Source organism: Streptomyces sp. AA1529 (genome assembly GCF_000280905.1).
Taxonomy (GTDB): domain Bacteria; phylum Actinomycetota; class Actinomycetes; order Streptomycetales; family Streptomycetaceae; genus Streptomyces.
Genome location: NZ_ALAP01000074.1, coordinates 42,208 through 62,459 on the forward strand (window position 1 = coordinate 42,208; position 20,252 = coordinate 62,459).

The 20,252-nt window shown below is 70.3% G+C and carries 38 protein-coding genes; 1 reads left to right on the forward strand and 37 read right to left on the reverse strand.

Annotation, left to right across the window (positions count from 1 at the left end; translation table 11 throughout):
* Positions 1 to 39: 39 nt before the first annotated feature.
* The 5 genes from A949_RS0121025 to A949_RS0121045 form a co-directional block, all read right to left on the reverse strand.
* Positions 40 to 492, reverse strand: a complete 453-nt coding sequence (locus A949_RS0121025; RefSeq protein WP_019358006.1) for a Pycsar system effector family protein — start codon at positions 490 to 492, stop codon at positions 40 to 42.
* Complete coding sequence (locus A949_RS0121030) at positions 492 to 737, reverse strand: hypothetical protein (protein WP_026004883.1); 246 nt, start codon at positions 735 to 737, stop codon at positions 492 to 494. Before A949_RS0121030 ends, A949_RS0121025 begins: the two co-directional genes overlap by 1 nt.
* Positions 734 to 967, reverse strand: a complete 234-nt coding sequence (locus A949_RS0121035) for a hypothetical protein (RefSeq protein ID WP_158687615.1) — start codon at positions 965 to 967, stop codon at positions 734 to 736. Before A949_RS0121035 ends, A949_RS0121030 begins: the two co-directional genes overlap by 4 nt.
* A 186-nt stretch (positions 968 to 1,153) precedes the next feature.
* Positions 1,154 to 1,381 (reverse strand): excisionase family DNA-binding protein, encoded by a 228-nt coding sequence (locus A949_RS0121040; protein ID WP_019358009.1) that lies wholly within the window; start codon positions 1,379 to 1,381, stop codon positions 1,154 to 1,156.
* Between the two features lie 151 nt (positions 1,382 to 1,532).
* Positions 1,533 to 2,282 (reverse strand): GntR family transcriptional regulator, encoded by a 750-nt coding sequence (locus tag A949_RS0121045; protein ID WP_019358010.1) that lies wholly within the window; start codon positions 2,280 to 2,282, stop codon positions 1,533 to 1,535.
* A gap of 316 nt (positions 2,283 to 2,598) precedes the next feature.
* On the opposite strand from A949_RS0121045, the gene A949_RS0121050 reads away from it, so the two are divergent.
* Positions 2,599 to 2,895 carry a hypothetical protein gene (locus tag A949_RS0121050; protein WP_019358011.1) on the forward strand — a complete coding sequence of 99 codons (297 nt, stop codon included), beginning with the start codon at positions 2,599 to 2,601 and terminating at the stop codon, positions 2,893 to 2,895.
* Between the two features lie 69 nt (positions 2,896 to 2,964).
* Here A949_RS0121050 and A949_RS0121055 read toward each other — a convergent pair whose 3' ends face one another.
* The 32 genes from A949_RS0121055 to A949_RS0121220 form a co-directional block, all read right to left on the reverse strand.
* Positions 2,965 to 3,159: a hypothetical protein gene (locus A949_RS0121055; protein WP_019358012.1), complete on the reverse strand. Its 195-nt coding sequence runs from the start codon at positions 3,157 to 3,159 to the stop codon at positions 2,965 to 2,967.
* Positions 3,156 to 3,779, reverse strand: a complete 624-nt coding sequence (locus A949_RS0121060) for a hypothetical protein (protein WP_019358013.1) — start codon at positions 3,777 to 3,779, stop codon at positions 3,156 to 3,158. The genes A949_RS0121055 and A949_RS0121060 overlap by 4 nt, the downstream gene beginning before the upstream one ends.
* A 203-nt stretch (positions 3,780 to 3,982) precedes the next feature.
* The gene (locus A949_RS0121065) at positions 3,983 to 4,393 is read right to left on the reverse strand and encodes a hypothetical protein (RefSeq protein WP_019358014.1); all 411 of its coding nucleotides are present in this window, start codon (positions 4,391 to 4,393) and stop codon (positions 3,983 to 3,985) included.
* Complete coding sequence (locus tag A949_RS37290; RefSeq protein ID WP_019358015.1) at positions 4,390 to 4,587, reverse strand: hypothetical protein; 198 nt, start codon at positions 4,585 to 4,587, stop codon at positions 4,390 to 4,392. Before A949_RS37290 ends, A949_RS0121065 begins: the two co-directional genes overlap by 4 nt.
* A complete protein-coding gene (locus A949_RS0121075) occupies positions 4,584 to 4,910 on the reverse strand; it encodes a hypothetical protein (RefSeq protein ID WP_019358016.1) in 327 nt (108 codons plus the stop codon). Before A949_RS0121075 ends, A949_RS37290 begins: the two co-directional genes overlap by 4 nt.
* Complete coding sequence (locus A949_RS0121080) at positions 4,907 to 5,680, reverse strand: hypothetical protein (RefSeq protein ID WP_019358017.1); 774 nt, start codon at positions 5,678 to 5,680, stop codon at positions 4,907 to 4,909. The genes A949_RS0121075 and A949_RS0121080 overlap by 4 nt, the downstream gene beginning before the upstream one ends.
* On the reverse strand, positions 5,677 to 6,429 hold the full coding sequence (locus A949_RS35670; RefSeq protein ID WP_019358018.1) for a transcriptional regulator: 753 nt from the start codon (positions 6,427 to 6,429) through the stop codon (positions 5,677 to 5,679). Before A949_RS35670 ends, A949_RS0121080 begins: the two co-directional genes overlap by 4 nt.
* The gene (locus tag A949_RS0121090) at positions 6,426 to 6,797 is read right to left on the reverse strand and encodes a hypothetical protein (RefSeq protein WP_158687616.1); all 372 of its coding nucleotides are present in this window, start codon (positions 6,795 to 6,797) and stop codon (positions 6,426 to 6,428) included. Before A949_RS0121090 ends, A949_RS35670 begins: the two co-directional genes overlap by 4 nt.
* A complete protein-coding gene (locus A949_RS34120) occupies positions 6,794 to 7,165 on the reverse strand; it encodes an FDXHR family putative zinc-binding protein (protein WP_019358020.1) in 372 nt (123 codons plus the stop codon). The genes A949_RS0121090 and A949_RS34120 overlap by 4 nt, the downstream gene beginning before the upstream one ends.
* The gene (locus A949_RS0121100; protein WP_019358021.1) at positions 7,162 to 7,755 is read right to left on the reverse strand and encodes a helix-turn-helix transcriptional regulator; all 594 of its coding nucleotides are present in this window, start codon (positions 7,753 to 7,755) and stop codon (positions 7,162 to 7,164) included. The genes A949_RS34120 and A949_RS0121100 overlap by 4 nt, the downstream gene beginning before the upstream one ends.
* A 199-nt stretch (positions 7,756 to 7,954) precedes the next feature.
* Complete coding sequence (locus A949_RS0121105; protein WP_019358022.1) at positions 7,955 to 9,316, reverse strand: replicative DNA helicase; 1,362 nt, start codon at positions 9,314 to 9,316, stop codon at positions 7,955 to 7,957.
* Positions 9,313 to 10,023, reverse strand: a complete 711-nt coding sequence (locus A949_RS0121110) for an ATP-binding protein (RefSeq protein WP_019358023.1) — start codon at positions 10,021 to 10,023, stop codon at positions 9,313 to 9,315. Before A949_RS0121110 ends, A949_RS0121105 begins: the two co-directional genes overlap by 4 nt.
* Positions 10,023 to 10,448 (reverse strand): hypothetical protein, encoded by a 426-nt coding sequence (locus A949_RS38235; RefSeq protein WP_158687617.1) that lies wholly within the window; start codon positions 10,446 to 10,448, stop codon positions 10,023 to 10,025. The genes A949_RS0121110 and A949_RS38235 overlap by 1 nt, the downstream gene beginning before the upstream one ends.
* A 487-nt stretch (positions 10,449 to 10,935) precedes the next feature.
* Positions 10,936 to 11,199: a WhiB family transcriptional regulator gene (locus A949_RS0121125; RefSeq protein WP_019358026.1), complete on the reverse strand. Its 264-nt coding sequence runs from the start codon at positions 11,197 to 11,199 to the stop codon at positions 10,936 to 10,938.
* Positions 11,196 to 12,047 (reverse strand): hypothetical protein, encoded by an 852-nt coding sequence (locus A949_RS35675; protein ID WP_019358027.1) that lies wholly within the window; start codon positions 12,045 to 12,047, stop codon positions 11,196 to 11,198. The genes A949_RS0121125 and A949_RS35675 overlap by 4 nt, the downstream gene beginning before the upstream one ends.
* A gap of 70 nt (positions 12,048 to 12,117) precedes the next feature.
* Complete coding sequence (locus A949_RS0121135) at positions 12,118 to 12,489, reverse strand: hypothetical protein (RefSeq protein ID WP_019358028.1); 372 nt, start codon at positions 12,487 to 12,489, stop codon at positions 12,118 to 12,120.
* Positions 12,486 to 12,767, reverse strand: coding sequence for a hypothetical protein (locus A949_RS0121140; protein ID WP_019358029.1), 282 nt, complete (start codon positions 12,765 to 12,767; stop codon positions 12,486 to 12,488). The genes A949_RS0121135 and A949_RS0121140 overlap by 4 nt, the downstream gene beginning before the upstream one ends.
* A 71-nt stretch (positions 12,768 to 12,838) precedes the next feature.
* Positions 12,839 to 13,234: a hypothetical protein gene (locus A949_RS0121145; RefSeq protein ID WP_019358030.1), complete on the reverse strand. Its 396-nt coding sequence runs from the start codon at positions 13,232 to 13,234 to the stop codon at positions 12,839 to 12,841.
* Between the two features lie 61 nt (positions 13,235 to 13,295).
* Positions 13,296 to 14,129: a recombinase RecT gene (locus A949_RS0121150; protein ID WP_019358031.1), complete on the reverse strand. Its 834-nt coding sequence runs from the start codon at positions 14,127 to 14,129 to the stop codon at positions 13,296 to 13,298.
* Positions 14,126 to 15,064 (reverse strand): YqaJ viral recombinase family nuclease, encoded by a 939-nt coding sequence (locus tag A949_RS0121155; RefSeq protein WP_019358032.1) that lies wholly within the window; start codon positions 15,062 to 15,064, stop codon positions 14,126 to 14,128. Before A949_RS0121155 ends, A949_RS0121150 begins: the two co-directional genes overlap by 4 nt.
* A gap of 111 nt (positions 15,065 to 15,175) precedes the next feature.
* Positions 15,176 to 15,340: a hypothetical protein gene (locus A949_RS38240; RefSeq protein ID WP_019358033.1), complete on the reverse strand. Its 165-nt coding sequence runs from the start codon at positions 15,338 to 15,340 to the stop codon at positions 15,176 to 15,178.
* Complete coding sequence (locus A949_RS0121165; RefSeq protein ID WP_019358034.1) at positions 15,340 to 16,077, reverse strand: hypothetical protein; 738 nt, start codon at positions 16,075 to 16,077, stop codon at positions 15,340 to 15,342. Before A949_RS0121165 ends, A949_RS38240 begins: the two co-directional genes overlap by 1 nt.
* A gap of 2 nt (positions 16,078 to 16,079) precedes the next feature.
* Entirely contained in the window at positions 16,080 to 16,307 is a 228-nt protein-coding gene (locus A949_RS0121170) for a hypothetical protein (RefSeq protein ID WP_019358035.1), read from the reverse strand.
* On the reverse strand, positions 16,304 to 16,582 hold the full coding sequence (locus A949_RS0121175) for a phiSA1p31-related protein (RefSeq protein WP_019358036.1): 279 nt from the start codon (positions 16,580 to 16,582) through the stop codon (positions 16,304 to 16,306). The genes A949_RS0121170 and A949_RS0121175 overlap by 4 nt, the downstream gene beginning before the upstream one ends.
* Positions 16,579 to 16,797, reverse strand: a complete 219-nt coding sequence (locus A949_RS0121180; protein ID WP_019358037.1) for a hypothetical protein — start codon at positions 16,795 to 16,797, stop codon at positions 16,579 to 16,581. The genes A949_RS0121175 and A949_RS0121180 overlap by 4 nt, the downstream gene beginning before the upstream one ends.
* A complete protein-coding gene (locus A949_RS34130) occupies positions 16,794 to 17,222 on the reverse strand; it encodes a hypothetical protein (protein ID WP_019358038.1) in 429 nt (142 codons plus the stop codon). The genes A949_RS0121180 and A949_RS34130 overlap by 4 nt, the downstream gene beginning before the upstream one ends.
* A complete protein-coding gene (locus A949_RS0121195; RefSeq protein ID WP_019358039.1) occupies positions 17,219 to 17,974 on the reverse strand; it encodes a 3'-5' exonuclease in 756 nt (251 codons plus the stop codon). Before A949_RS0121195 ends, A949_RS34130 begins: the two co-directional genes overlap by 4 nt.
* Complete coding sequence (locus tag A949_RS0121200) at positions 17,971 to 18,267, reverse strand: hypothetical protein (RefSeq protein WP_019358040.1); 297 nt, start codon at positions 18,265 to 18,267, stop codon at positions 17,971 to 17,973. The genes A949_RS0121195 and A949_RS0121200 overlap by 4 nt, the downstream gene beginning before the upstream one ends.
* Positions 18,267 to 18,482 carry a hypothetical protein gene (locus A949_RS0121205; protein WP_019358041.1) on the reverse strand — a complete coding sequence of 72 codons (216 nt, stop codon included), beginning with the start codon at positions 18,480 to 18,482 and terminating at the stop codon, positions 18,267 to 18,269. The genes A949_RS0121200 and A949_RS0121205 overlap by 1 nt, the downstream gene beginning before the upstream one ends.
* Positions 18,479 to 18,763 carry a hypothetical protein gene (locus A949_RS0121210; protein WP_019358042.1) on the reverse strand — a complete coding sequence of 95 codons (285 nt, stop codon included), beginning with the start codon at positions 18,761 to 18,763 and terminating at the stop codon, positions 18,479 to 18,481. The genes A949_RS0121205 and A949_RS0121210 overlap by 4 nt, the downstream gene beginning before the upstream one ends.
* A complete protein-coding gene (locus A949_RS0121215; RefSeq protein ID WP_019358043.1) occupies positions 18,760 to 19,845 on the reverse strand; it encodes a hypothetical protein in 1,086 nt (361 codons plus the stop codon). Before A949_RS0121215 ends, A949_RS0121210 begins: the two co-directional genes overlap by 4 nt.
* Positions 19,842 to 20,207, reverse strand: a complete 366-nt coding sequence (locus A949_RS0121220; RefSeq protein WP_158687618.1) for a hypothetical protein — start codon at positions 20,205 to 20,207, stop codon at positions 19,842 to 19,844. The genes A949_RS0121215 and A949_RS0121220 overlap by 4 nt, the downstream gene beginning before the upstream one ends.
* Between the last annotated feature and the right edge of the window lie 45 nt (positions 20,208 to 20,252).

Here is a 20,252-nt window from a genome sequence, read left to right on the forward strand (position 1 = left end):
CCGCCCGACTGGGGGTATGCCGGGCGGATCGGGCAGCCGTCAGCGCATCCCGGCTGTGATGAGAGTGATGAGCGCCGCCGCGCTCAGGGGGCCGCCGGTCGCCAGCGTGAGGTTCACCGCACGCTGCAGGCCGCGCATCTTCGCCACGACGATCCGCGACAGCGCCACCGTGTGCGCGGCCGTGCAGTCGACCGCCAGCTCGGCCGTCAACTGCTCGGGGCTCAACGTCGCCCAGTGCGGGAAGCCGACCCGGGCCGCCGTCGGGGAGATGCGGGGACGCACCACAAGCAGCAGCAGAGTCACCGACGCCAGCAGCACACCCAGCGCACCGGCCCCCACGATCCGGGCCGCGACCGGCACCCACGGCTGCGCGCCCAGCGTCCACACGCCGGCCAGCGCCACACCGTTGAACGCCAGCAGCAGACTCGCCTTGGAATCGGTGCGGGCAATCTCCGCCTTCACCTCAGCCTTCGCATCGGCGAGGGCGCCCATCACCGACCACCCGCCTCGGGTTGCGGCACCGCACGGCACTGCTTGGCGTGGGCCTGGGCCTCACCGCGGGCATCCACCAGACCCGCCTCGGGGCTGTCCGGGTCCGACCGACGGTTCGTCACCTGCTGCCCGCAGCCGCCGCAGGGGCCGCCGAAGTTGTTCACCGGGTCCGGGCCGAACAGGTCGACCGCCGCCCCACCCACCGTCAGATAGCGGGCCACCACCCCCGCCGGCCAAGCACTCACGCCGCCACCCCCGCCGGCTGGCCGTACATCTGGGCGGCGTGGAGCTGCTCGAACAGGGGGTCCCGCGACGGGTGCGCCAGGTCGAAGTCCTTCGCGGCCTGCAGCGCCCGCATCTCGGCGAACTCGTCGCCCTCGGCACGCGCCCGATCGAACGCCACCTCCAGCTCGGTGCGACGCTCGGCGACCTGCCGGGCCTCGACGTAGGCGGCCTCCACCTCAGCCTCCGCCACCGACATACGCGACCGACGCGCCGCAGTGAACGAGAAGACCGTGGCCGCATCACCATCGGACAGCAGGGACAGAGGAGCAGGAGACGAAGACAGCGGGGTGAAAGTAGAGTTCATGGTGGGTCCTCCTAGGGGACTCGATAGGCCCTGGTCGGAGCTGCTACCTCCGGCCGGGGCCGCTTTGTTGTGTCAGGCGGCGTCGGGCTTGGCGCCGACCTGCGCGCCGTGCAGGTACGTGGTGATCGCCGCTTCGGCGATGCGGAACCGGGGCCGCTTGGTGCCCACCGCGACGTTGATCGCGGGCAGGTGGCCGGAGGCGATGAGCCGGCGCACGTGCTGCGGGGTGATCCCGATTCGCTTGGCCGCCGCGCCGGTCGAGAGGTAGTCGCCACGAGGGGCGACCGTCTGAGTCGTCACTGGGTGCTCCCCTTGGGTCGACGTGGGGTGTGGTGACTAGAGAACCAGATCGCTACGTAGCAATCAATAGAACTGGAGCAATTAGAGCCGGTTCAAGACACACGAAAGCCCCCGCCCATCCGGGCGGGGGCCACGTTTCAGCAGGTCAGGACTAGATGTCGTACTGGAGCAGGTAGCGAGACGCGTCCAGAATCATCCGGTTGACCTCGACCACGACCCCGTCGGGGCGTCGGGCATACCGGTGCTGTTCGATCACTGGAGCACCAGCCGCGAGCGCGAGGTCATCGACCTCACCAGGGGTGGCGAGCCGGCACCGAACCTGCTCGCGGAACGACAAAGGGCCGTGCCCCGCATCTCGGAATCGCTCGTAGATGCCACCTGGACCGGTGTCGACCTGTGTGATGCGGGTCCCACGGGCGAACTCGTCGGGGATGTACGAGGTCGCCCGCATGACGGGCACCCCCTCGACGAGGTACCGGCGCCCCCGCTTCCACACCAGTTCACCCGCCTCGACATCTAGGGCTCGCGCAACCTCATCCGGGGCGGGCAGCTGCTCGATCTGGACGTCAGCAACAACGAGGTCGCGATCTTCGATGTCGACTTCCCACATCGATTGCGCTTCGCCCCACTCCTCCGGAGAGAGTCGCTTGAGCGCGTTACGGACGATGGGCCGCCACTCGGTTAGGCGCCAGCCGGACCCGACGCGACTCTCGACGAGCCCTTCGTCGCGGAGGACTGCCAGGGCTTGCCGGACGGTCATCTGCGAGGCTCCGTAGCGCTCGCTCAGTTCCCTCTCGGTGGAGAGCTTGCGGGTCGCGTCGAACTCGCCCGACTTGATCCGCCTACGCAGGTCGTCGGCGATCTCGCGGTACTTGTGCTGCGCGCCGGGCTTGCGTGGCACATGACCTCCCTCAATACGGATTCATCTAGAGCAACGCTACCTGCTGTACATGCACAGGGCAGCGCGGGCACCCTTCGACGGGTAGCCCCGATTGCTCTAGAGCGCTATGGTTCCTGTAGTTGCGGCGTAACAGCGCGCACAACTACATCACCTCGACTGCCCAGGGGGGCCATGACCGCGCGGGCTAAGGCCGGTGAAGACACGACAGCGGCCGGGGTCACGTCATGTGGCTGCACGACGTCCCGGCCGCTGAGAACCAGCAGGTAGCCGCCTGCTGATCAAGGAAACCAGCTCATCGCAGAGAGGTAGTTCCACCATGAGTGTATCGACATGTCTGCCTGCGGGCACTCCCGACTCCTCCCCGATCCCGCTCCCTCGGATCGCGTCGGCGCCGTTGCCGGATCTGCTGGCGTCGGTGAACGGGGAGGTCGTGGTGCTGGACGCGCTCGACGACCCGAACCTGTTCGGTGGGATCGTGGACCGTCCGGGCCGGCTGTTGTTTGCGATGCCGCCGCGGCGTCCGGCTGTCGAGCGGGAGCGTTGGGTGCGGGCGCTGCTGGCGCATCGGGAGGGTTACGGTCAGGCTGAGGTGCAGGAGGCGCTGACCGTCTGACCCCGCACACGACAGGAAGCCCCCGGCCGCCGTTGCGGTCGGGGGCTTCCGTGTGGGCGGGGGTCGGGTTCACTCGGTGGTGTGGCGGGGTGTGAGCCACCAGAGGTGGGTGGGTTCGAGGCGGGGTTCTTGGTCGGCGGCGTCGAGCCAGGTGTTGAGGCAGTCGGGGCAGAGGGCGATGCTGTGTCCGGGCTGGGTGCGGATGATGGCGACTGGGGTGTGGCAGTCGCCGGTGCGGGCGTTACAGACGGTGAACCGCGTCATGCCGCTGTCCTTTCAGCGAGCGGCAGCTGCCTCAGTTCGGCCCACCCGTATTGGGTGCCGCACTGGCAGCGCTGGCCGGGGGTGTCGAGCGTGATCCGCATGGTGGCGTCGCACAGGGCGCAGACGACGGTGACGCGCTTGGCGGGGGGTTCGCCGGACACTTGGGCGCGGCACTGGCCTACGGCCTGCTTGACCTCGGCGTGCAGTTCGCGGAACGCCTCGTGGTTCTCGGCTGCCCAGGGGAGGAGGATGCGGAGCCGGCTGACGGCCTGGTCGAGCTGGCCTTGGAGGTCGCCTTGCCAGCGGGGGTGCCGGTAGCCGAGGTGCTCGTGGATGTCGACGAGCCAGGTCTGGAGGATGGTGACGACTCCCCCGCGGCTGGCCAGGCTGAGCGGCTCGAGTCGTATGGGGAGGGGGGCGGTGCGGCTGCCGGAGACGCGGGCGTTGTCGCCGATGGTGCCGGGGGTGAGGACGGTGGCGAGCTGGGCGTACAGGCCGCGGGGCCCGGCGAGGTCCTGCAGCAGCCGGTCGAGCCGGCGGACGCAGGCGCCGCACGCCTGATGACCCCGTTCGCTGTCCCACAGGTCGTGGCCGCAGACGGTGCAGGTGCTGGTGTCCATGGGTGGCTCCTGTCGTGCAGGGGTGCGGGGTGGTGGCCCGGCCGTGTTCGCAGCCGGGCCGGGGGGTTAGTGGGTGTGGGTGAGGGCCCAGGCCACGCCTTGGAGTAGCCAGGCGGCGCATTGCAAGGCGGCTGCGGTGAGGGCCCCGAGGCATACCCAGCGGGGCACGGTGACTGGCGTGGTCAGCCACCGGTACACGCGGGTCACGACTGCCCCATGGTCTGGTGGCAGTGGCAGCCGCAGGGGACACCGGTGAACTTGTGGTTGATGCGGCACCTGTCGTGGAGGTGGTCGGCCGCCGCCCGGAGTTCCTCGGCGTGTTCGGTGTGGACGTCGACTACGCGCTCGCACTCGCGGGCCGTCTCACATGCGGTGCTGGTGTACCGCGGAACGTCGATGAGTGCGAGGAGGTGGTCGGGGAGCTGTTCGCGGGTGCTGCCGGGCGGCGGGGGCTGCCAGGCCGGTGCGGCGCTCGCTGCGGCTTCGAGTCCGGCTCGGACGATGGCGTCTCGGTGGGTGGTGCCGAGGTCACGGCCGAGGTGGGTGAGGCACTGGTCCTCGATGGCGTCGGCTGCGACGCGCACCATGGCGTCGGTGATGGTGGGCTCGGTCATGGCTGGCTCCTGTCGAGGTGGTGTGCGAGGTGTCCGCCGTACATGGCGAGGGCTGCGGCGATCTGCTGGCCCCAGCCGTCGGGGTCGATGGGGCGGCCGGCTGCGTCCCATTCGGCGCCGAGGTCTTGGAGGGTGTTCCAGTAGGCGCGGCAGGAGTCACAGGCTGTGGTGATCTCCTGCCGCTGCCACGTCACGGCTGCTCCTCGATGGTGATGTGGTGTCCGTTCCAGGTGAGGGTGTTGCCGGGTTGGGCGACGAGGACTGGTTCGTGGCCGCGTTGGAGGGTGAAGCCGCCGACTGCGGCGGTGGCCCGGTAGCCGTGCTGTCGGCACCAGCGGAGGACGACGTCGAGGTGGGTGCGGTAGCGGATGGTGATGCGGTTGGGGTTGGCGGCGTCGCGGTTGGACAGCATCCGGCGGAAGAGTTCCGCGGTGTTGTGGGCGGTGGCGCGTGTGTCCGTGCGGATGGCGCGCTGGGATTCGGTCTCGTATTCGGTGGCGAGTTCGGCGAGAGTCACGGCTGCTCCTCGAGGGCGCGCACGGTGTCGCAGGGCCAGGCGATGAGGTGGGCGGGCCAGGTGCCGTCACCGCCCCAGCCGGAGCAGTGGCCGCAGATGTCGCTCGTCGTGAACCGCTTCGGCTGGTGCAGCCCGCGGATGGCGGCGAGCTGGTTCTCCAGCCGGACCGCCACCTCGCGCGCCCGGTCACGCTCGCCGCGGAGTTCGGTGTCGGCGGCTCGTTCCCCGCCGATCACTCGGGCTCGCTGCTCGGCCACCCGCCGCCAGTGGGTCAACTCCTCCCGCAGGCGGGCTTCGCGGGTGCGGGACTCGGCGAGCAGCCGGTACACGGCGTGCTGCTCGGCGTCGGCCACGGCCATGGCGGCGTCAGCACGCAGCAACCACATGGCCCGGACATCAGGAGAGACGCGCGGCCACGAAGGCCCGAAGGAGCCTGTGCGGTTTCGGTGCATCGCTGCCGCGTACCGTTCGCGGCGTTCGCTGCTGCCGGTGGTGACGCGGACTGCGCCGCCGCCGGGCTGCTGCGCGTCGGCCAGGTGCACGAGCACGGTCTCCGCAGCGGCCTGCGCACGCGCGTCGGGCACCTGCACACCGCAGCCGGCCAGAGCGGACAACACCACAGCACGGAGGTAGGCGGACTCGATGGCCTCGCGGTCCTGTGCGCCCTCCTGCGGCTCGCTCTCGGTGTCGGCCGGGCTGGGTGTCGCCGGACCGCCTGTGGGGCTTCCCTGTGGGCGTGTGGGCCTCACGGCGGGGGTGTTGTCGGTCATGCTGCGGTCCTTTCGCGGGTGGGGCGGCGTTTGCCGCGGAGGAGGTTGCAGAGGGCGCCGGCGCTGTAGCCGGTCTCGACAGCGAGCTGGGCGTAGGTGGCGCCCTCTGCTCGGCGGTCGCGGAGCTGGTCGAGGTCGGCTTCGGTGAGGAGCTGCCTGCCGTTCCAGACGCCGGTCTTGGTGCGGACCCGCTTGTCCCGCGGGAGGGGGCGGGGTGTTTCGTGTTCGTGCCACAGGCCGAGGACGGCGCGGCGGGCGAGGCGGAGCCGGGCGGAGAACGCGGGGAGGGGCAGGTCGAGAGCATCGGCGGCGGCCTGGTGGTCGCCGGTTGTGGCGAGGGCTTCGATGGCCTGCTGCTGTGCGTCGGTGAGGTGGGGCCAGATCTGGGCGAGGGCATGCCGCTCGATGAGGGTTTCGTCCCAGGGGAGGTGGCCGCGGGTTTGCCAGAAGCGTTGGAAGCTGGGGAGTGCGCCGCGGCCGGCTTGCATGTCGCGGCGGTCCCAGCCGTGGTGGTGCATTTCGTCGGCGACATGGGCGTTGGAGGCTTGTAGGCCGAGGTTGACGAGGTCGCGGCGGGTGGGTCGCTCCCCCACGGTGAGGAGGTGTTCGACGATGGCGTGGTGTATGGCGGCGTACCGGTCGTCGGCGCCGGCCAGGTGCCAGCGGTCGGCGGCGATGGTGTAGCGGGTGAGCCGGTCGAGGTCGCGCATGCTGTAGCCGTGCAGCAGCGGCTGCTCCGCGGCCCTCACGCGGCACCGTCCTCGTTGGTGAGTTCGGCTGGGATGAGGTAGCGGTCGAGGCTGCCGCCCGGCCGGTACATGTCGCCGTAGTTGAAGCGGGCGATGGTGGCGTAGATGCGACGCGCGGTGTCGTCGTCGCGGTCGAGTCGTTCGTTGGTGAACTGTTGGATGGTGCGGAGGATGGCGCGGCAGGCGTACAGCTCGCGGCGGGTGTCCTCCAGTCCGGACACGCGGGCCTGCTCGCCGCGGATCTGGTCGTACAGGCGGTAGGCGACCTCGTCGGCGTCGCCGGGGCCGACGGCTTTCTCGGCGAGTTCCTGCAGTGCGGCTGCGCCGGGAGGGATGGTGCTGGTGCTGGTCCACATCGGCGGTTTCATGCGGCTCCCCCGTTGAAGAGGGTGTTGTGGCCGCCTTCGGGTGCGGGCCAGCCCCATAGGGGGCCGAACGGTTTGGGGCGGGCGATGAGGCCGACGGTGTGGGGCGGGTTGCAGTGTCCGCCGCGGCGGTGGGCGTCGAACGCGGACAGGGAGGAGAACGTTTCGTGGCAGCAGGAGGCGTGGGAGCGTTCGTTGCCGGTCCACCAGCGTCCACATTCGCCGTGCCAGATGGCGTTGGGCGGGGGTGGGGTGTTGGCGGGGTTGCCGTTTCCTGCCGGAACGTTTTGGGTCTGGAGCGTCTGGGAGCTTTCGCGGGTCCCGTTCGACGGCGCGGGCTCTGTGGGCTCGTTGTGGGCGTGCTGGTTCATGCGGCTGTCTCCTTGGGTGTGGTGGTTGCGGGGGCCGTGCGGGTGGCTGTGTGCCCGCTGGACGGCCGTTGGGGGTTCGGGTGGGGCTCGGGAGCCTCACGGGCTCCTGCGGGGCTCTGACGGCCGTGTGGCGGCTCGGTGATGTCTCCGGCGGTGATGAGCCCGCGGGCCATGGCGAGGGCGACGGCGTGGGTGGCGGTGCGCGCGCCGAGCCGGTGGTGTGCGGTGCGCAGGAGCCAGCGGACCGTGTCGAGGGACACGCCCATCCGGTCGGCGGCCTCCTGCGCGGTGCAGCCCCGTGCGGTCCACAGCAGCGCTTCGTGCTGCCGGCCGGTCAGCGGGCTGTCGAGGACGTCGGCGAGGAGCCCGGCCCGGCAGGCGAGGAGGACCGCGTTCGGTGCGTTCGTTGCGCCGAGCTTGCGGAACACCTCGGTCATCAGCTTGCCGATGCTCTTGCTGTCGATGCCGAACTCCCGGGCGAGGTGGCTCTGGGTTTTGCCGAGGGAGATGAGTCGGAGGGCGTCGAGTTGGTGGGCGCTCAGGGGGCGCTTGCTGGGGCCGCGGCGGGACGTCGGCACCGGGCCGGTCATGCGGCACGCTCCAGGGCGGGCGGGGGTGGGAGGACGCGGCCGGGGACTACAGCCCAGGTGCAGGTCCATATGTGGCGGCAGGCCTGGCACCGGTAGGCGGCGGTGAGGGACCCGCGGGCGGCGATACCAGTCGTCGGCCGGTTGTCGCGGGCCAGACAACGCGGGCACGAGTCGGCGTAGTGCGGGTTGTGGTCCGTCATCAGGCCCTCCCCATGGAGCGGAGGCGGGCGAAGTGGCCCTGAAAGGTGAGGGGGATGATGCGGCCCTGGGCGCCGTTGCGGTTCTTCGCGACGATGAGGTCGATCTCCCCGGCGCGGGGCCCGGTGTCGGTGCCGTCCTCAGCGAGAGGCCGGTGCAAGAGCAGGATCACGTTGGCGTCCTGCTCGATGCTGGACGAGTCCTTGAAGTCGGACACGACTGGCTGTCGGCCGACGGCGTTCCGGTTGAACTGGGCGAGTGCGACGACTGGGATCTGGAACTCGCCGGCGAGGAGCTTCAGCCCGCGGGAGATGCCACCGACGTCCTGGGCCCGGTTGTTGCCAGCCTGCGCTCCTTCGGGAGTCATGAGCTGCAGGTAGTCGGCGATTACGATGCCGGGCTTCATGTCGCGGGCGGCCATCCACCGCAGCCGGGCCCGGATCTTGGAGATGGTCAGGCCGGGCGCGTCGTCGAGGATGAAGTGGTGCGCGCGCTGCATACGGTCAGCGACCTTGGCGACTTTGGTCCAGTCGTGGTCGTCGAGCTTGCGTCGCACGAGCCGGTCGAGACTCACTCCGGCTTCGGCTGCGGTGAGGCGGGCGAGAAGCTCAGAGCCACCCATCTCCATGGAGGCGACGAGGGCGGACCGGTCGCGGTGGAGAGCGACGTGCGCGCCCAGGTTCATGCCGAGCAGCGACTTACCGCCTCCGGTGGCGCCTCCGACTACGACGAGCTGGCCGGGCTTGAGCTCGACGACCTCGTTGAGGTCGCGCCAGGGGGTGTCGAGGGCGGTGGGGTCGTGGCCGGCTTCGAGTTCGTCGATGAAGGTCTGCCACCGGTCGGCGACTGACAGCTTCGGAATGTCGCTGGTGCCGACGGTGGCTGCCTGCAGCTCGGTCATGGCCTGGTCGCGGATCTCGTCGGCAGGCTGTTCGCGGCGGTGGACTGCGGCGGCGGCTCGGGTGCTGACTTCGAGGACGGCCCGCAGTTGGTAGCAGTCGAGGACGATCTCGGCGTGGTGGTTGACGAGCGCGGCGCCGACCGGGGAGGTGGCGAGTTGCTGGATGTAGCCGGCTCCGCCTGCGCGCTGGAGGTCGCCGTCGCGGCGTAGCTGCTGGGCGACGGTGATGGGGTCGACGGGCTTGCTGGAGCCGTACAGGCCGAGCATCGCGGTCCAGATGAGGCCGTGGGCCGGCTTGTAGAAGTGCTTCGGCTCGAGGACGGCGGAGAGGCCGTCGATCTGCCGGTTGTCGTACATGGCGGCGCACAGAACACCGGCTTCGGCGTCCGGGTTGCTGGGCGGTCCGCTGGCCGCGGCCTGCTCAGTGGCGGCGTCGTCCCACATGCCGGTGTCGGTAGTCACGCAGCCTCACCCCGGCGGCGGTCCTCGCCCTTCATGCTGATCCGCTGGCACATCTCGTTGAGGCGGGAGGCGACGCGGTCGCCGAGCCGGTCTCGGAGTTCACGGGGACGCACGTTGCTGGTGACCAGGGTTGGCAGGTGCCGCTCGTAGCGGTGGTTGATCAGCCGGAAGTTGATGTCCTCGGTGAATTCGGACGGCTTGGCCGCGCCGAGGTCGTCGACGAGGAGGACGCGGGAGTCGCGGTAGCGGCGGAACTCGGTTTCGGAGTCGACGCCGTGGCGGGGGCGGAGGGCGGCGTACAGATCGGCGGCGGTGGTGACGGTCCAGTTGGCGAGCACGCCGGTGATGGCGAGGTCGCGGAGCGCGCCGTAGGCTTCATGGGTTTTTCCGACGCCGGTGACGCCGAGGAGCAGCAGTGAGGGGCCGCGGAGGACTGAGGCGACGTGGGAGCCTCGTTCGGCTGCGGCGGTGAGGGCCTGGCTGGCGAGCGTGTCCACCCAGTTCCGGACGGCGGGGAGGCTGGGCTGGGCGGCCCGGTAGTGGAAGGGGACGATCTTCGAGGCTTCGATGATGGAGTAGCGGGCGATGTTGGGCTGGCTGTAGGGGTCGCCGTTCGAGGTGTTGAGCCAGTCGGCAGTGAGTCCGCGGGCTGCGAGCAGGTTCTCGAGGGCGTGCTGTTCGGGGTGGATGGGCGGAACGATCTGCATTACAGGTCCTCGTCGTAGTCGTCTTGGTTGGTGGGGTTGCGCCAGGGCTCGTAGCCGCCTGAGACGGCGCGGAGTGGCGGTCGCTCGGTGCCGGGGGCGGGCTGTTCGGGGAGTTCGCGCCAGCCGGGGAGGAAGTAGCGGGCGGATTCCACGTCGGTTCGCTTGGCGGCTTTGACGGCGGCGGAGGCCATGGCCGGGATCCCGCACTTCTTGATGAGGGCGTGGATTTGGAACCACTCGTTTTCGCGGAGGCCCCAGCGGACGTGGACGTCGGCGGTGGCGATCTGGTCGATGAGTGGTCGGGCGAAGTCGGGGATCTCGGCGGACTTTCGCGGCGACCGGGCCTGCTGGCTAGCTAGCTGGCTTGAGGGGTATGAGGGGTATGAGGAGGAGGGGGGAGCCACGGCTCCTTCTGAGTGAGCCACGGCTCCTTCTGAATGAGCCCCGGCTCCCCCTTGGGGGGTGGAAGGGGTAGCGGTGGCTCCTTCTGAGTGAGCCGTGGCTCCCCCTTGAGTGAGCCCCGGCTCCCCCTTGGCGTCGGTAGGGGTAGCGGTGGCTCCCCCTCGTGTGGCGGTGAAAGGGGGCACGAGGAACGTCATTCGCTGCCCCGGAACCGCGTACAAGATGCGCCCGTCACGCCCCTTGCCGATCGCCACCCGGAACTCCCAGCCGGCTGTCGCGAGGCGCTTGAGCGCGTTCCTCACGACGCTGGTGTCCTTGGCTCCCGCCCACCGGGCGAGGTCTTCCAGTGGTACGGCGCTGCGGCGGCTCGAATCGTTGGCGTCGTCGGCGATCTCCAGGGCGACCGCACGCTGGAGACCGGTGATGTCCGGTCCCAGTGCCTCTCGCAAATCTCGGCGGAGCTGGTAGCCCATGGGTGTCGTCCTCCGGGTCTGACGGGCGGTTCGGCTGCTATGCGGCGGTGCGTGTGGTGTCGAGGTGGAGTCGTTCGCGGGGGCTGAGGCCGGCTGTGATGCCGTGGCGCCGGTCGATGGGCCATCCGGCTTCTGCGCGCAGGACGTGGTCGAGGCACTGGGCGCGGACGTAGCAGCGCTCGCGGCAGATCCATTTGGCGAGGTCGGCGTCGTCCCGTGATGGGCCGGTGGTGCCGACCGGGAAGAACAGGTCGGGGTCCTCGCGGCAGACGGCCTTGTCCTGCCAGTCGCGGGCGTTCACGCCGCCTCCTGCCGGGTGCGGGGCTGGCCGGGGAGGCGGTAGCCGGCGAGCTGGGCGCGGACGTATGCCTCGGTGACGCCGACCCGTGCGGCGATCTCCCGGTGGGCGATGCCGAACCGGCCGAGGTGGCGAATGTCAGCGGAGCGGGTAGCCGCGAGCTGGGTGACCGTGAACCGGTGAGCGTCGGTTCCGCAGTCGGGCTGCGCTGCGGGGGCGTCGATGTTGTCGTCCCAAGCGAGGGGGCCGTACCAGCCGAGGCGGGCGGCTTTACGGCGGGCGGCGGTGATCTGGTTGCCGGGTACTCCGTCGGCTGCCGGGTCCAGTCGGCACAGTTGCCGGTATGCCGTTTCGATCCGCTGGGCGGTGCGGCGGGTGACGTGCTGGGCTCGGGCGAGTTCGGCGAGGGGGCGCTGGTGCATTCCGATGTGGCGGGCGATGTGGCTGAACGGCCAGCCGATGGCGACGAGGGCTTGGAGGCGGCGTCGGGTTCCGGTGGCGTCGATGGTGCGGTGTTCGGAGGGCTGCATGTCGCTGGCGCTGAGGGCGAGGAGCCGCTTGGCGGTGTCGGTGCGGAGGGTTTTGTTGGGGCCGTAGAGGGCTCGCTGGAGGGTGCCGCTGTCGGTGTTTGAGGCGGCTCCGATGCTGCGGATGGTGTAGCCGGCGGCGACCAGCGTGGAGAGGTGTTCGCGGACGGGCTGAACGTCGACGAGGGGCTGCCAGGTGCCGTAGCCGCGGAGCCGGCTGCGACGGTTCTCGTAGGCGCGGTAGTTGGAGTGGCAGGGGTTGCAGTCGCATCCGTAGTGCTTGTGCCGGGACAGTGAGCCGTGGGGCGGGAGGGTTGCGGTCACTGCTGGTGTTCCTTCCTGGTGTTGTGTCGGATGGCGGCGCCGAGTGCGAGGCCGGCGGGGTGGAGGAAGTTCATGCGGCGGCGCTCCCCTGCTGTCGGGGCCGGCGCTGTGCCGCTATGAGGTGGCCCTTGATGGAGAGCCGCCAGACGGCCACGGGGTGTCCGTGGGTGGTGGGTGAGGTGCTCGGCACGTACTGGCCGGTGTGTTCGATCACGCCGCTGGAGCGGAGGGCGTTGAAGGCGGCGCCCAAGTGGCCGTGCGCGAGCTTGGGGAGGAGGTCCCGCATCGAGTTCGCCGAAAACTCGTCGTTGGCGAGGCCAAGGCAGAAGATGGCCTGCTCGACGAGGAACCGGTCCCAGTCGCTGGTGCGGTTGGTGATGTCGGCGAGGGTGGTGTCGCGGTCCGTGGCGGCCAGACGCTCAGCCGGAGACAGGCGGGTCACAGCTGGTTCTCCTTGATGTAGGTCTCCTCGTCGGCCCGCTCTTTGTCGTGGCAGCGGATGCAGAGCTTGATCTGGCGGTTGAAGCGGTCGAGGCGGGCTTCGCACCAGCGGTCGCCGGTGTCCCGGATCTGGTCGATCCAGTCGGCGGCTTCGTCGAGTCGCATCAGTCCGGCGACGTCGATGCAGTCGTGTTCGGGCTTGTAGGCGAACAGGGGCCGGGTCTGCTTGCAGCGTTCGCACGTGCCCTCTGTCGGCGGGGCTACTGCCTGCTGTGTCATGGCGTGGTTTCCTTTCGGTGGGGCCGCCCCGCCTGTTAGCGGCGGGCGGGGCGGCCCGAGCGGTGTGGCGGTTAGTTGGTGCTGGTCCGCTCGGACTGGGCCGCCGTGCGGTACTCGGCGTCGGTGAGGCCGCCGTGCTTGGCGGTGAGGGCCTTGAAGGCGCCCTTGTCGACGACGTGAGGCTGGGGCTGCTCCCAGTCGGCGAGCGGTCCCACAGCGTTCGCGAAGGCTTCAGCGGCGGCGCGGCTTCGGAAGGTGGTGGGGAGGCGCTTACCGCTGGCGGCGTGCGTGACGTTCCACCAGTCCGGGTCGGTGTCGAGCGGGCTGAGGATCAGGGGGAAGACGACCAGGCCGGGGATGTTGGTGGGGAAGGCGTGGATGGTCTGCTTCATGGGCAGCCCAGTGCCGTCGTCGAGGGGGAGGGTGATGTGAGCGTCGATACGGACGGTGGTGTCGGCGTTGTTCATGGCTGTGGCTTCCTTTCGGGTGTGAAGCCGCCCGCGCTGCCCGCGGGCGGCCCGAGCGGGACTACTGGGCGGGCTGGTCGTCGTCGAGGAGTTCGCCTTCGAGGACTTCGCCGGTGTCGGGGTCGACGTCGTCGAGGGGGGCGGCCTGTACGGGCGGCAGGGGCGGGGCGTCCGGGGCGGGCTCGGCGGCGACTTCCTTCGCGGCGCGGAGCTGCTCGCGCATGTACTCGGCGGAGGTCGGCACCCACTTCGCCAGGCGTCGTACCGCGGTCTTGAGCCACATGGCTTCCTCGTTGGTCTGCCACGGGGAGTACTGCGAGTTGCGGCTGTCGGACTTGGCCTTGGCCTCCATGACCTGCCGCTTGTTGAGGACGACGACCTTGGAGGTGGCGCCGTCCTTCATGACGGCGTAGGCGTACACGCCGACGAGGGGGCCGCGGTCGTCGGCGAACCAGTCGATCTCGTGGATGGGGCGCTCGTCGCGGCCGGGGGTGTAGCGGAAGGTGTCGCTCTGGCGGACGGTCTCGACGATGACGGAGGACACGGCGCCGGCCCGGTAGACGAGCTCGACGATGCCCTGGTAGCCGACGATGCCCTTGATGATCGGCTGGCCGCGGTGGGCCTTGGACTTGCGGGGGGTGAGGTAGAACTGCTCGGTGCCGGGTTCCAGGCCGAGGCGGGCGGCGGTCTTCATCTCGCGGAGGAACACGCCGACGTCGTTGCGGGCGGCCTCCTCGAGGTCTTCGTTGCCGCGGATTGCGCCGACGGCGAGGCGGATCCACTGGTCGAGGTTGATGTGGGAGGGGACGAGGGCGGCGTACTCGTCCCGGTACTGCTGAAGCTGTGCGGCGGGCCCGTCGTCCCGTTTGGCGACGGCGTTGCTGATCTGGTTCATGCGGCGTCCTTCTGCTGGTAGGGGGTGAGGGAGTGGGTGTGGCCGTCGCGGACGGTGCGGTAGGCGATGCGGCGGTCGCCGTGGATGGCGCGGTAGCCGGTGCCGATCCGGTCGAGGACTTCGGCGGCGGCCTGCCGCTTGGTGTCTTCGGCGGTCTTCTCGTCGCGGACGGCGGCGAGGTAGCGGTCGGCGAGTTCGGCGGGGATTTCGACGTCGATGTCGTCGCGGCCCTCGGCTTGCGCTTTGACGGTCTGGTAGGTGGCCGTGCTGTCGTCGATGGCCGGGCGAACCCCGTTGCGGACGTCGTCGAGGAACCGTTCGGCGGCGTCCCGCATGAGCTGGGCGTCGGTGGCGTCGAACTCGACGGTGTATTCGCGGTAGTCGCAGCCGCCGATGAGGACGGCGAACTTCGTCCACGGCAGGCCGAGGGTGTCCATCTGCCACTGCACCTGGCAGCGGTAGTAGATGGGGAACTCGTCCGAGCCGGAGGGGCCCCAGCCGTCGCCGGTCGGGGAGGTCTTCACCTCGAGGAGTCCGGCGGCCTCGTGAGGCACGGTGAACGGGTCGACGGCCTGGGCGTAGATGAGCCGGTCGGGAGTGGCGCGCTGCCACTCGCGGTCCCGGTGCCGCCACGTGCCCGCGGGGGCCGCGAGCTGGCCGGGGTGCTCGTCCTCCCACTTCTGGGCGACGGGATCTTCGAGGCGGTTGCCCCACTCGACGGCGGGCGTCATCTCGAACGGGGCGGTGGGCAGGCCGGCTTTCTTGTGCCAGAGGCTGAAGCGGGACTGCCACGGGGACAGGCCGAGGATCGCGGCGATCTCGGTGGCGGTGACGGTGAGGCCGGTGCGGGCTTCTTCCCATGCCGCGGTGCCGGGGGTGAGGTGTCCGATGAGGATGCCGTCGGGGGCTGCGTAGGGGTGCTCGGTGGTGGGCATGTCGCCTCCTTTCTGGGTGTGCTGGTCCTGGGGCACCGCGTTCGCGGTGTCCCTGCGTGTGGTTGGTGGCCCGCGCCGACAGCCCTTGGTCATCCGCCGGCGCGGGACGAATCAGGCGGCTGGGCGCTTCCAGCCTTCGGCGGCCTCTCGCCGCCGGTCGGCGACGCGTGGGGTGAACTCCTTGTGCGCGTCGTCGTTGAGCTGTCCGACGGACTCCTCGTGGACGGATCCGTGGACGCAGCCCGAAGGGGCGATGCGGATCCAGAAACCAGCCATCAGGCGGCCGCTTCCGCAGGCTTGCGGGCGGCGTCGTACTGGTCGATGCCCCACCGGATGCCGTGGCAGGCCCACAGGAACCACCAGTCGAAGTCCTGCAGGTCCCACTCCCACGTGTCGGTGAAGTGGAAGGCGAGGTCCTCGACGGAGCCGAGGTGCTTGGCACCGCGTTCGCGGCGGTGCCGTGACAGCCACAGGACTGCGCCGGTGTGGGACTCGGAGGTCAGGTGCTCTCCGCACTCGGAGCAGTGGGCCTTGTACTGCTCGCCGAACTCGAACTCGTCGAGGGCTCGGCGGGCCTCCTCCTCGAAGTCGGTGTTGTACTCGGACTCGACGTGGTCCTTCCACGCCTGGGTGACGCCGGGGTGGATGGGTTCGGCGGCCTTCAGCTCGCCGGCGACGTGCTTCTCGAACAGGTCGTCGCTGTAGGTGGTGGCAGCGGCCCGGCTGCTGCGGAGCTTCTCGGACCAGTAGCCAGGGTTGATCTCGCCGGGGCGTGCGGTGCGCCGGAACAGGTTGAACATGTCCTCGGTGGCGTCGATGGTGAAGACGTAGGCGTCGCCGCCACCCTTGAAGATCAGCGTGTAGGGGGCGGTGATCAGGTCGAACCAGCAGGCGCCGTCCTTGTTCGCAGCGAACCGCAGGTGCCGGTACAGGCCGTCGTCGTGGAGGACGGTCATCTCGCGGTGCTGCGTGTCCCGGGCGAACCGGGCGGCGATCTTCGGGTAGTCGGTCACTGCTACTCCTTGGGGAGTTCGTGGTTGGTGGTGGTCCGGATCGCCCTGGGCTGACTGCCGTGGAGTCGCGTGTGCTGGTGTGCGGTCTGCTCCAGTTCGACGGCTTCGCGGGCGCCGTCGAGGGCGTCTTGGAGGTCGGCGATCTGCTGCTGGAGGCGGACGAGTTCGCGGAGTGCGGCGAGGGCGAAGGCCATGGCGTAGGTGCACACCTCGGCGGCGGTGCCGTTCACGCGGCGGCCTCCCCGGTCCAGGTTTGGGGGGTGATGCGGGTCGGGTGGATGGGGATGAGCGGCCCGTAGTGGTGGTACACGTCGGTGATGGGTACGGGCTGGCTGTCGTAGGGCCGGGTGTGGCTGGGGTGGCCGGGCCCGTAGGGGCGGCGGATCGACTGCATCAGCGGCTCGCCGGCCGGGGTGTGCTTGCCGGTCCATGTCCAGTGGGTGCCGAACACGTCCGCATACGGGACGGACAGGTCGAACGTCGTGCCGTCGTGCGTGAACGTCATCGGGACTCACCCCGCTCGGCGGCGTCGCGGTTGTCGGCGAGGTGCAGCAGCTCGCCAGCCAGGGCTCGCAGGCCAGCGGCGGGCGTTTCGGGCCCGATGTGCAGGGCGAGGGAGCCGATTCGGAGCACGGTCACGTCGTGCTCAGGGAGCTTGTGGACGGTGTAAGCGGCGTCGTCCAACTGCACGGCGACACTGCCGATGAGGCAGGCGGTCATGCGGCACCTCCGTCGATGACGTCGATGTGGGTGAGGGCGATGCAGGCGCTGTGGCCGTGGACCCAGACGACGTCGGTGTGGCCGCCGAGGACTGTGGCCTGGTTGCGGGTCGTCGTGTCGATGCGGGTGGCGGTGGCGTCGTCCTCCGGGCGGGCGCCGGGGTAGGCGACGACGCGGGTCCCGACGGGGTGCCGGGCGTTGAACTCGTCGGCGGTCGTGCGGTGCTCCCCCTGCTCGGCGTCGTCGGCCATGCATGCGGTGCAGACGTTCATCGACCACCAGTGGTCGCTGTAGTTGGGCTCGACCTGCGGCGGGAGCGAGGTGCGGAGGTACCGGTCTCCGGGCTGGATTCGGGTGTGGCAGAGGTGCATGTCGCAGCACTTCGGTGTGCGTGCGGTCCGGTACGTGCGGAGTTCGAGGCTCATGACGCGCCGCCCGAGTTGGGCCAGGTGTTCGTGTGCTGGTCCTGATGGTGTCCGGGGTGTCCGGCGGGGAGCACGCACGGCCGGGTGCCGCTCCGGGGAGTGAGCTTTGCCCCGCACGTTCCGCCCGCCGTCTCACCCCGCTCGGCGGCGGTGCGGCGGAGCACGACCGCGTCGTACACGTCCCGGGCCCAGCGCGCGTCGCCGAGCGCGGTGTGCGCCACACCCTCGCCCGGGGGCTCGACACCCACCGCGCGGGACAGGCCGCGGGAGGAGTAGGGAACCGTCACAGCCTCGCCCGGGTACTGACTGGAAGCGGCTAGCCCCTGCGCGTAGCCCGCGGCGAGGGTCGCGATGTCGACCGGCCGGTAGTGCCACGGCAGCTTGCGGTTGTGCTCCTGGAGCAGCTTCGTCAGGAACCGGATGTCGAAGCCCGGGTTGGAGCCGACGACGACCGCCTGCCACATGGCTTCCTGCACGTCGTGCAGCAGCTCCGGCATGGTCAGCCGCGCGCGGACGGTGCCGTCCTCGTTCATCTCCGCGGCATCCCAGCCAGCGGAGACAGCGAACCGCTCCCGGTAGCGGCCGACGGCCAGGGCTTCGGGGTCGGCGTGGTAGAGCGGCACCCGCACCTGCCACAGGTACTCGACCTCAGTGCCGTCGGTGTCGCGGCGGATGACGGCGATCTCCCACGCATCGCCGAACTGCGGGTCGAGGTGCGTCGTCTCCGTGTCTGTGAAGGCCAGGGCGGTCATGCGGCTCCTCCGGGGGTCCAGCCGGGGTAGTCGGCGTCGGTGTGGCATGCCTCGGGGTGGGCGAGGAGGTACAGGTCGAGGGCGTACACCGAGCGGTCGGCGTCGGAGGTGGCGCCCTTCATCGCGTCTCGCAGGGTCTGGCAGTCCGCCTCGTACTGCTCGTCGGCGGCCTGGTGCCAGCGCTGGCTGTCGCCACAGGCAGCGCACAGGCCCGGGGCGCGGGGAGCGTCCGGGATGAAGCCGCTGCACTGCTCGTGGCCCTCCGGCGCGGGTGCGGGGATCGTGAGTGCCATCACCGGCCACCTCCCGCCGTGTGGATGCGGTCCTGGCAGCCGCCGCACAGGCCGGTGATCTGCCACTCGCGGGCCGTCTCCTGGTCGGGCAGGTCGCCGTCGGTGAGGGGCTGGCCGCAGCCGATCGGCGGCAGCAGACACCGGGCGTCGTCCACCGCGTTCTGCGGCGTGTCGCCACCCGACAGGCGGGCAAGGAACTCGGGAATCGACGTCACGGCTGCTCCCCCTTGTCGGTGTGCGCGGCGAGCTGTTCGCGGTCGTTCTGCATGGCGGCCCACCAGCAGTAGGAGAGGGCGCCCAACGCTTCGTCGCGCTCGTGCTCGGGCAGCAGCTCGAACGCGAGCCGGCCGATGTCCTCGGGGTAGATCTCGACGAGGGGCATGTCGTTCAGCTCGTCGGCGGCCTGGTTCCAGGCGGCCTGCCACGCCGACAGGTGCGGCAACCGGGCGGTGATCCGGTCGAAAGCGTCCGGCTCGAACGGGGTCGGCATCGTCATCGCGCACCGCCCTCGGCCAGCTCGCGCACCTTGTCCTCAGCGGCGCTCCAAGTCGCCAGTACGGCGGCCGGGCCCTCGTCGGTGGCGATGCCGCTGCTGCTGTACTCGCTCGTGAGCCGGTCCCCGATGAGGGCGAGTTGGTCGGCGGCCGAATCGAGAACGTTCGCGTCATGCCGGGCAAGCGCCTCGGCGGCCTGGTCGGGCTGGCTCTCGACGCTGATCGTGGCCTGGCTGAGGAGGTGCAGGGCGCCGTAGGCGGCTGTCCCGGGGTCCTCGTGGTCCCGCACCAGGTCGGCGAGCGCGGCGCGCCCCTCCCCGGCGGCCTTCTCCAGTTCGGCGACGCGGGCCGTCAGCGTGGTGATGAGCTGCTGCTGGGTCTGCATCCACTCGGCGGCCGTGATGCCGTAGGCGGCGGCGAGCTGGCTACGCAGGGACTCGGCCTCGGCAGTGGCCGCGGCACGGTCGGCCGTCAGCTCGGTGACAGTGGCCTCGGCGGTGTGGGCACGTTCCGCCCACTGGGTGTTCGCGTCCTCGAGATCCTCGATCTCGCTGCGCAGGTCCTCGGCCTCCTGGTTGACGAGGCGGTTCTGCTCCTCCAGCCGCGCGATGCGGACCATCAGCCGGCTGGGGGTGTCCACCCCGCTGTCGTCGTCGCTGCTGTCGAGGAACGCCAGCACGGCGCGGTCAGCGACACCAGACGAGGCGCCCTTCTCCCCGATCTCGCTCATCAAGAACCGGCGCTGGCCCCGCAGCCGGTCCAGCTCGGCGAGGAGAGCGGCGATGTCGGTGGGTGCCTGGGCGATGAACGCGGCGTCGTCGTGCGACTGCCTGTTGTCCTGCTCCGCGTCCCACTCCGTGTGTGCCGGGTCGTTGTCGATCCGGCCCGACTCCAACTGGCCGATGTAGCGGCGGCAGCGGTAGCCGTGCCCGGTGTCGTGCAGGTCGGCGGCGATGTCGATCAGCACGTCCTCGCCCATCGAGCCGTGCTGGTAGGTCCCCCACGGGCCGGGCGTCGCAGCCTTGACGCGCTTGCGGATCTCCCGCTCGCGCTCCGGGGAGAGCGGTGTGGTGGGGTTCGTCATCGCGCACCGCCCTCGGTGGAGCAGGTGCAGCGGGAGCTCATCCCAGACGCGTAGGCGCACGGGTCGCTGTGGCCGCCGCGGGGCGGGAACGGCTCCTCGGTGCGGCTCGCGTACAGGGCCTCGCGGTGGGTCTCCATCGCGTCGTCGCGGTTCTCGGCGCGCTTCGAGGACTTGTTGATGGCGAAGCCGCCGATGAACCAGCCGTCGTGCCGCTTGTCGCTGTGGTCGTCGAAGACGACCGTCTCGTAGTTGTCGCGGGCGATGCGGATCGTCGACACGGTCAGCCGCTTGGTTCCGGTGATCACCGGTGTCTGCGCGACGATGTCCGGGGCACGGGGGGTGGTGCGGAATACTGGAGACACGTGCCTCCCCTTTCATAAGGTGTGGTGTGGGTTGGTGCGTAGGCC

Excerpts from the sequence above, each read along its gene's own strand:
- A949_RS0121155 (WP_019358032.1), bottom strand. The coding sequence starts at position 15,064 with ATGCCCACCACCGAGCACCCCTACGCAGCCCCCGACGGCATCCTCATC.
- A949_RS38240 (WP_019358033.1), bottom strand. The coding sequence starts at position 15,340 with ATGGCTGGTTTCTGGATCCGCATCGCCCCTTCGGGCTGCGTCCACGGA.
- A949_RS0121145 (WP_019358030.1), bottom strand. The coding sequence starts at position 13,234 with ATGAACAACGCCGACACCACCGTCCGTATCGACGCTCACATCACCCTC.
- A949_RS0121050 (WP_019358011.1), top strand. The coding sequence starts at position 2,599 with ATGAGTGTATCGACATGTCTGCCTGCGGGCACTCCCGACTCCTCCCCG.
- A949_RS0121065 (WP_019358014.1), bottom strand. The coding sequence starts at position 4,393 with ATGACCGAGCCCACCATCACCGACGCCATGGTGCGCGTCGCAGCCGAC.
- A949_RS0121090 (WP_158687616.1), bottom strand. The coding sequence starts at position 6,797 with ATGAAACCGCCGATGTGGACCAGCACCAGCACCATCCCTCCCGGCGCA.
- A949_RS0121210 (WP_019358042.1), bottom strand. The coding sequence starts at position 18,763 with ATGACGATGCCGACCCCGTTCGAGCCGGACGCTTTCGACCGGATCACC.
- A949_RS0121215 (WP_019358043.1), bottom strand. The coding sequence starts at position 19,845 with ATGACGAACCCCACCACACCGCTCTCCCCGGAGCGCGAGCGGGAGATC.
- A949_RS0121175 (WP_019358036.1), bottom strand. The coding sequence starts at position 16,582 with ATGACGTTCACGCACGACGGCACGACGTTCGACCTGTCCGTCCCGTAT.
- A949_RS34130 (WP_019358038.1), bottom strand. The coding sequence starts at position 17,222 with ATGAGCCTCGAACTCCGCACGTACCGGACCGCACGCACACCGAAGTGC.
- A949_RS34120 (WP_019358020.1), bottom strand. The coding sequence starts at position 7,165 with ATGAACCAGCACGCCCACAACGAGCCCACAGAGCCCGCGCCGTCGAAC.
- A949_RS0121180 (WP_019358037.1), bottom strand. The coding sequence starts at position 16,797 with ATGACCGCCTGCCTCATCGGCAGTGTCGCCGTGCAGTTGGACGACGCC.
- A949_RS0121060 (WP_019358013.1), bottom strand. The coding sequence starts at position 3,779 with ATGGACACCAGCACCTGCACCGTCTGCGGCCACGACCTGTGGGACAGC.
- A949_RS0121100 (WP_019358021.1), bottom strand. The coding sequence starts at position 7,755 with ATGACCGGCCCGGTGCCGACGTCCCGCCGCGGCCCCAGCAAGCGCCCC.
- A949_RS0121140 (WP_019358029.1), bottom strand. The coding sequence starts at position 12,767 with ATGACACAGCAGGCAGTAGCCCCGCCGACAGAGGGCACGTGCGAACGC.
- A949_RS0121055 (WP_019358012.1), bottom strand. The coding sequence starts at position 3,159 with ATGACGCGGTTCACCGTCTGTAACGCCCGCACCGGCGACTGCCACACC.
- A949_RS0121110 (WP_019358023.1), bottom strand. The coding sequence starts at position 10,023 with ATGCAGATCGTTCCGCCCATCCACCCCGAACAGCACGCCCTCGAGAAC.
- A949_RS0121080 (WP_019358017.1), bottom strand. The coding sequence starts at position 5,680 with ATGACCGACAACACCCCCGCCGTGAGGCCCACACGCCCACAGGGAAGC.
- A949_RS0121200 (WP_019358040.1), bottom strand. The coding sequence starts at position 18,267 with ATGGCACTCACGATCCCCGCACCCGCGCCGGAGGGCCACGAGCAGTGC.
- A949_RS0121025 (WP_019358006.1), bottom strand. The coding sequence starts at position 492 with ATGGGCGCCCTCGCCGATGCGAAGGCTGAGGTGAAGGCGGAGATTGCC.
- A949_RS0121150 (WP_019358031.1), bottom strand. The coding sequence starts at position 14,129 with ATGAACCAGATCAGCAACGCCGTCGCCAAACGGGACGACGGGCCCGCC.
- A949_RS0121195 (WP_019358039.1), bottom strand. The coding sequence starts at position 17,974 with ATGACCGCCCTGGCCTTCACAGACACGGAGACGACGCACCTCGACCCG.